This window comes from Deltaproteobacteria bacterium PRO3, assembly GCA_030263375.1.
GTDB lineage: Bacteria > UBA10199 > UBA10199 > DSSB01 > DSSB01 > DSSB01.
In genome coordinates, this window is record SZOV01000136.1 from 1 (window position 1) to 6,367 (window position 6,367).

General features: G+C 63.2%; 8 protein-coding genes and 1 tRNA gene. 7 read left to right on the top strand and 2 right to left on the bottom strand.

Annotation, left to right across the window (positions count from 1 at the left end; genetic code table 11):
* Positions 1-42 precede the first annotated feature (42 nt).
* The 5 genes from FBR05_14190 (at position 43) to FBR05_14210 (ending at position 4,282) form a co-directional block, all read left to right on the top strand.
* Complete coding sequence (locus tag FBR05_14190; GenBank protein MDL1873327.1) at positions 43-1,194, top strand: hypothetical protein; 1,152 nt, start codon at positions 43-45, stop codon at positions 1,192-1,194.
* 5 nt (positions 1,195-1,199) lie between these two features.
* A tRNA-Met gene (locus FBR05_14195) sits at positions 1,200-1,273 on the top strand.
* Positions 1,274-1,420: 147 nt separating this feature from the next.
* Entirely contained in the window at positions 1,421-2,080 is a 660-nt protein-coding gene (locus FBR05_14200) for a hypothetical protein (protein MDL1873328.1), read from the top strand.
* Between the two features lie 52 nt (positions 2,081-2,132).
* Positions 2,133-3,443, top strand: coding sequence for a ribosome biogenesis GTPase Der (locus FBR05_14205; GenBank protein MDL1873329.1), 1,311 nt, complete (start codon positions 2,133-2,135; stop codon positions 3,441-3,443).
* Positions 3,422-4,282, top strand: a complete 861-nt coding sequence (locus FBR05_14210; protein ID MDL1873330.1) for a YihY/virulence factor BrkB family protein — start codon at positions 3,422-3,424, stop codon at positions 4,280-4,282. Before FBR05_14205 ends, FBR05_14210 begins: the two co-directional genes overlap by 22 nt.
* On the opposite strand, the gene FBR05_14215 is transcribed toward FBR05_14210, so the two are convergent.
* Positions 4,179-5,003, bottom strand: a complete 825-nt coding sequence (locus tag FBR05_14215) for an alpha/beta fold hydrolase (GenBank protein ID MDL1873331.1) — start codon at positions 5,001-5,003, stop codon at positions 4,179-4,181. The two genes, FBR05_14210 and FBR05_14215, sit on opposite strands and share 104 nt — an antisense overlap.
* A 6-nt stretch (positions 5,004-5,009) precedes the next feature.
* Positions 5,010-5,516: a hypothetical protein gene (locus FBR05_14220; GenBank protein ID MDL1873332.1), complete on the bottom strand. Its 507-nt coding sequence runs from the start codon at positions 5,514-5,516 to the stop codon at positions 5,010-5,012.
* Between the two features lie 121 nt (positions 5,517-5,637).
* On the opposite strand from FBR05_14220, the gene FBR05_14225 reads away from it, so the two are divergent.
* Together FBR05_14225 and FBR05_14230 are read left to right on the top strand one after the other, a co-directional pair.
* Complete coding sequence (locus FBR05_14225) at positions 5,638-6,057, top strand: archease (GenBank protein MDL1873333.1); 420 nt, start codon at positions 5,638-5,640, stop codon at positions 6,055-6,057.
* Positions 6,054-6,367: RtcB family protein (locus FBR05_14230; protein ID MDL1873334.1), on the top strand; the 314-nt coding region annotated here is incomplete at its 3' end. The genes FBR05_14225 and FBR05_14230, both read left to right, overlap by 4 nt.

The following is a 6,367-nucleotide window of genomic DNA, read 5'->3' on the forward strand; positions in this document are numbered from 1 at the left end:
CCGCGTCGTCGATTCGGGGCTGGATGGCGGAACACAGGTGGCGTGGAAGCTGGCGTTCTGCGCTGCGCCCGCCGGCTCGGGCGGCGATGGGAGGGGCAACGGATGAACCTGCGAGGCATGTTCCCGCGACTCACGCTCGACCCAGAAGACCTGCTGGCCTTCGTCGGCGAGGCGGTGGTGCCGGTGACCATCGAGGCGATCGACTACAAGACGGACCGGGCCTCCGGCCTGGGAGAGGCCAAGATCGACTACTTCGTCAAGTTCCGCGAGCTGAAGCGCCCGGTGCGGCTGAAGAAGACGTCGGGCGAGCAGATCGCCGCCATCCTCGGCACGAGCGAGACCGACGACTGGATCGGCAGGGTGGTCGGCATCCGGCCGGCGCAGATCCTCGTGCCGGACCCCGCCGGCGGCAATCCCTGGATCGTTCTGACCAATCTGCGCGGCTCGCTGGCCGCCAGCAAGATCCTGCGCCTGCAAGGGAGCAGCTTGAGCCCGGTGATCGAGGACATCCCCTACCAGCTTCGGGTGGTCCGGCAGGGCGGGGCCGCGCGACTGCTCGGGCAGCCCTATCGCGGGGATTCGGGGCGCTACCCGACCTACGAATTGAAGATCGTCGGCAACAAAGTTGAACCCGGCGAAAAGCTGTCGATCCCGACCGAGATCGGCCTGTATAATTTCGACTTCCTGCCCGGCGGGAGCGGCGACGGCTTCGTGCTGGCGGGGCTAACGCCCTCCGGCAAGCTGAAGCTCTTCAAGGAGGAGGGTGGAAAGTACAAGGGCGCGTGGAGCAGCCGCGAGAGCTACGGCGGATCGGCGAACGACGTCCCGGTCGAGGTGAAGGACGCCTTCAACGAGGTCGTGGCCGACTACTACGTCGTGCCGGTGCGTCTGCAGGCCCTGGATGGGGCCCCGGTGCCGGAGTTGGTGGTGGCCAAGAACGACGCCCTGCTCAAGGACATCATCGGGCGCAAGCCAGTGATCGCGGACGGTCGCATGGTCAAGCTGAAGTGGGACCCCCTGGGTATGCAGGAGGCCTGGTCCAGCAAAAAGGTTGACGGGAGCATATTGGATTATTTAGTGACCTCCGGCCCCGGCGCCCGCAAGTTGATGGTCGCGGTGCGGATGCGGGACCAAGGCTTCTTCGAGGGGATCGGGCGTAAGGATTCGGTCCTCCTCGTTTATGATTTGAATTGAATGACGGCGGTGTAGCTCAGCTGGTTAGAGCAGACGGTTCATATCCGTCGTGTCCGGGGTTCGAGTCCCTGCACCGCCACTTTTGGATATCGCCCTTCTATTTTTAGAAGGGCGATTTTTTTTGTCATTTGACGAAACTTCCTATTCTGTTATTCACGATACACTAGTTCGAAGCACTCCTCACCGGCACTCCATAAAATATCGTCCTTCTGAAGGGGTACCTACCATGCGTCAATCCATTGGGTTTGCCTTGTTTTATTTTCTGATATCGGGCCAGGTTTGGGCGGCGGCCTCCCTTCCGCCCGATCTTAAGATCACCATTCCCAATCCGCCGGCCGAGGTGGAATTCGGAGAAGAGGTCGCCTACGAGTTCCTAATCGAGAATATCGGAGAGGACTCCAGTAACGACGTATCGGTCGCCATGGGGGTATCCGCCGAGGGGAGCGTCGTTTCCGTCGAATCCGCCGTGGGGACCTGCGAGGCGCTCGTGGTTGCCCAGGGGACAAAGATCACCTGTGAGTTAGGCATCGTGGCCCCACTGGTACCGATCACGGTGACGCTGGTCGTGAAGGCCCCCGAGGTCGCAACCACCTTGCAAATAAACGCTTCGGTCTCGGCTCTAGGGGAGAATATCTCCACGAACGGGGATAACGATATTTTCGCAAGCACCCAAGTCGTCGCTCCTCCGGACACCCCCGTCGACGACGGCGGGGGCGATGATGGCGGCAATGCCGGAGCCGACGACGACGGCGCCGAGGCGGCCGGCGGGCAGGGCGGTTGTTCGCTTAATCCCGGCGAACTGGCCTCGCCGTTCGCCGCTCTCGGCCTCATCTTGGGGGCCCTGGCTTTCGGCGTCCTTCGCCTTCGGGCCCGGCCGACGCCTTGAGCGTATTCCCTTGACGAAAGGGGAGCTCCTCATTCAGTGAAGGCGTCAGCCTATGGAGCTCCCCAAGATCGCCATCGTCGGCGTGCCCAACGTGGGCAAGTCGACCCTGTTCAACCGCCTGATCGGCCGCAAGCAGGCCATCGTCGACGACATCCCGGGCGTCACCCGCGACCGGCAGTACGGCGTCACGGACTGGGAGGGCCGCTACCTCACGGTCGTCGACACGGGCGGCTTCGTCCCTGAGGCGGCCCAGAACAGCCTGGAGAAGAACGTCAAGGAGCAGGCCCTGCTCGCCCTCGAGGAGGCCGACCTGGTCTGCTTCGTCGTCAACGGTCGCCAGGGCCTTACGCCCGCCGAAGAGTCGCTGGCCCGCATCCTGCGCAAACAGACCAAGCCCGTCATCCTGGCGGTGAACAAGATCGACTCCGCCGACCAAGAGCGCCTCGTCGCCGAGTTCTACAAGCTGGGCTTCCCCGACACCGTCGCCGTCTCGGCCGAGACCTCCCGCGGGATCAGCGACCTGCTCGACAAGGTCCTTCAGATCCTGCCGATCCCTGCCGGCAACGAGGAGACGAAGAGCGACCTCAAGCTCGCCATCCTGGGCCGTCCCAACGTCGGCAAGTCCACCTTGCTCAACGCGATGCTCGGCGAGGAGCGGGCGGTGGTCCACCATGAGGCCGGCACCACCCGCGACCCGCTCAACATCCGCCTGCAGCGCGGCGCCCGCCTCCTCGAGATCGTCGACACCGCCGGGATCCGGCGCAAGGCCCAGACCGAGGGCAAGCTGGAGAAGGTCTCGGTGATGAAGGCCCTGAAGACGGCCGAAAAGTCCAACTTGATCCTCTGCGTGGTCGACGCCAAGGAGGGCGTGACCGCGCAGGACGCGAAGGTGTTGGGTTACGCGGAGGAGCGGGGCAGGGGGGTGATTCTCGTGCTCAACAAGTGGGACCTGGTCCCCGCCGGCACCAAGATCAAGGATTACAAGAAGGCGGTGTTCCAAAAGTACAAGCGGCTCGACTACGTCCCGGTGATCGCGGTCTCGGCCAAGCACCGCCGCGGCATGAAGCCGCTCTTCGACCTCATCGACAAGGTGGCCGACAACTTCCAGCGCCGCGTCGGGACCGGCGCGCTCAACCGGGTCTTCCAGAAGGCTCTCGACCGGCAGCCGGTGCCGACCCAGTCCGGGCAGAACGTCCAGATTTACTACGCGACCCAATCCGGCTACTCGCCGCCGACTTTCGTCCTGTTCTGCAACCGCCCCAAACTTGTGAAAGAATCCTATTTGCGCTACCTTGAGCGGGTCTTTCGCGAGAACTTCGACTTCGAAGGGGCCCCGATCCGATGGCTATTGCGCAAAAAATGATCGGCCTGCCGCGCCTGGCGCGGCACACCTACCGCGTGTTCCGCCTGGCGGTGCACGAGTTCCGCGTCGACGACGGCTTCAACCTCTCCGCGGGCCTGGCCTTCTTCACCATCCTCTGCGCGACGCCGCTCATCCTCATCGTCATCTCGGTCTTGGGCCACGTGATCGGCCAGTCCGAGGCCCTGTTTCAGCAGATCAGCGCCTGGGTCGAGTCGACCATCCCCTCGGTGGGCCCGGACTTTTTGGCCTTCCTCCGCGGCCTGGTCGACAAGAAGGTGACCAGCGGCTGGATCGGGATCGCCTTCCTCTTCTTCGTCGCCTCCTTCCTCTTCACCAACATGGAGCACATCCTCGACAAGGTGCTGAAGAGCGGGAAGAAGCGCAACTTCTGGCACAGCCGCGCGCTGTCGATCGGGCTGATCTTCTTCTCCGCGCTGCTCTTCTTCGTCCCGGCCCAGGTGAATTTATTGACGGGGCTTCTGCCGCAGGAATACGGCCTGGGCCCGGCGCTCGAGTGGTTCCGCGGCAACCTGGCCTACTTCTTCGCCCACGTGGTCGCCTTCTTCCTGCTGCTGCGCGTGGTGCCCAACCGCGACATGCACACCAAAGAGCTGCTCGCCGGCGCCGTATTGTTCGGCGCCCTGACCTTGCTCGCGCGCTTGATGTTCCGCTGGTATATGGGCTGGGCCCTGGAGAGGTACAACTTCGTCTACGGCTCGATGACCATCCTGGTGGTCATTGTGCTATGGATCTACTACTGGAGCCTGATCTTCGTATTTTGCGCCGAGGTAGTGAGCGCCTTGCAGCAGCTTTACCCCCGAGAAGCTCCTTCCGAATGAGCCAGTAGACCCGCTTCTTCATCAAAAACTCGACGTGGCCGACGTCCGGGATCTCGAGGTTCTTGACTCCGTCCTTCGGCGTCTTCAGCACCGCGCTGGGATAGGGGCAGACCGTGTCGCCCTTCGAGAAGATCGAGACGATCTTCACCCCCTCGGGCCAGGGCGTACGGTTGAGGCGGCGGATGAAGGGCGACATCGGCGTCATCTGCCGGATGCTCTCGGTGAGGAAGGCCAGCGGCGTCAGCAGACCGAGCATGGCCCAGGGGTTGCCGTTGTGCGGCGTGCCCATCGTGATGAGTGTCTTCACCCGGCGATGCCCGTCGAAATCCTTCAAGTAGCAGCGCCCGATCAGGCCGCCCTTGCTGTGGCCGATGACCACCAGCTTCTCCCGGATGTCGTGGCGCTTGTAGAGTCCCTCGACCTTCTTGGCGACCAGCTGGGCGAGTTCGGGGATGGGCTTGGTGTTGAAGGTGTCGAAGATGCCGCCCAGGTTGAGGCTGAAGACGCTGAAGCCGTCGCGGCGCAGCCGCCGCTCAAGCACCTGGAAGACGCGGCGGGTGCCGCCGTAGCCCTGCAACAGCAGGACGGGGCGCTTGAGCGAGCTGAAGTCGGTGAGGCGCTCGATCTTGTTGCCCTCGAAGGCGAGGCGGAAATACTGCACCGTGCTGCCGGTCTGGCGGCGCACTTTGCGGATGTAGCGTTGTAGCGTCTTAATGTCCATTCCGCCTCAATCCCGACTCCAGTTCACCCGCGCCATCTTCTCGCCGCGGGACCAGCGGTAATCGACCTGCCCGCTGAAGGCGCGGTGCAGGCTTTTGCCGATGCGCTGGGCGAGCTTCTCGTGCGTGGTGGTGACCTCGATCTCGCGGCCGCGGCTGGAGATCTGGATGATGCGCTCCAGCGGGTTCATGCCCATCGCCCGCTGTTCCTCGTTCTTTACCAGGTTGAGGATCTCCTCGCGGTGTCCTTTGAGGAACTCGCCGCTGAGCCGGACGGTGCCGGAGGCAAAGCGGTCCTGGATCTTCTGGCAGGCGGGGCAGACGACCTCATGCCGCTTGCCGTCGGCCTTGAGCGCCTTGAGCTTCGGCTCGTCAAAAAACCAATGCTTGTTGTGGAAGATGGCGTGGCACTTTTTACAATAAGAATGGTCCTTCGGTTGGGCCTTGTTCCAGTAGGCGTCGTGGTGGTCTTGACCATTGCGTTCCTGGACCCGGATCCGACCTTTTCCCTTCATAACGACCTCGATTCTTATTGATTTTAAAGAGCAATTTCATAATGGAATGGATCTTGTAAAGCCCTGCCACTCTTATAATTTTAGACGACGGACGCGGTGAGTCAAGGTAGACTTGCAGGCCATGGAGAAATCTTATCGCCAACTCGACCACACCGGGGACCTGGGAGTGGAGGTCTGGGGGGCTTCCTGGGAGGATCTCTTCGAGAAGGCCTCGCTGGCCCTGGTCGAGCTCTTGGCCGATCCCGATCGCATCCTGCAGGAGGGGCGCGCGACCTGGAGGCTGGAGGCGGAGACTCGCGAGGCCCTCTTGGTTCGGCACCTCGAGGAGATCCTCTACCGGATGGACGCCCAGGGGATGGTCTTCTCCAAGTTCCGCATCGCCTTTCCCGAGCCGGGAGTCCTGGCCTGCGAGGCCTGGGGCGAGCCCCTCGACCGCCGGCGGCACCATTTCAAGACCGAGCTGAAGGCCGTGACCTATCACGGTCTCAAGCTCTGGGAGGAGGGCGGGCTCTGCCGCGCCCGCGTGATCTTCGACGTATGAGCGACTACGAGCGTATCACCGACTACGAATACCGCCTGCCGCGCCGCGGGTCGATGCGCTGCGACGGCATCGTCTTCGCCTCCGCCGAGATGATGCGGGGCATGGCGGGCGACCCCTGCCTCGAGCAGGTGCGCAACGTGGCGACGCTCCCGGGCATCGTCGGAAACTCCTTCGCGATGCCCGACATCCATTGGGGCTACGGCTTTCCTATCGGCGGCGTCGCCGCCTTCGACGCGGAGGAGGGCGTGGTCTCGCCGGGCGGCGTCGGCTACGACATCAATTGCGGCGTGCGGCTGCTCAAGACGCGCAT

Coding starts and splice junctions, on each gene's coding strand:
- FBR05_14200 (MDL1873328.1), top strand. CDS start 1,421: ATGCGTCAATCCATTGGGTTTGCCTTGTTTTATTTTCTGATATCGGGC.
- FBR05_14205 (MDL1873329.1), top strand. CDS start 2,133: ATGGAGCTCCCCAAGATCGCCATCGTCGGCGTGCCCAACGTGGGCAAG.
- FBR05_14210 (MDL1873330.1), top strand. CDS start 3,422: ATGGCTATTGCGCAAAAAATGATCGGCCTGCCGCGCCTGGCGCGGCAC.
- FBR05_14215 (MDL1873331.1), bottom strand. CDS start 5,003: ATGGACATTAAGACGCTACAACGCTACATCCGCAAAGTGCGCCGCCAG.
- FBR05_14220 (MDL1873332.1), bottom strand. CDS start 5,516: ATGAAGGGAAAAGGTCGGATCCGGGTCCAGGAACGCAATGGTCAAGAC.
- FBR05_14225 (MDL1873333.1), top strand. CDS start 5,638: ATGGAGAAATCTTATCGCCAACTCGACCACACCGGGGACCTGGGAGTG.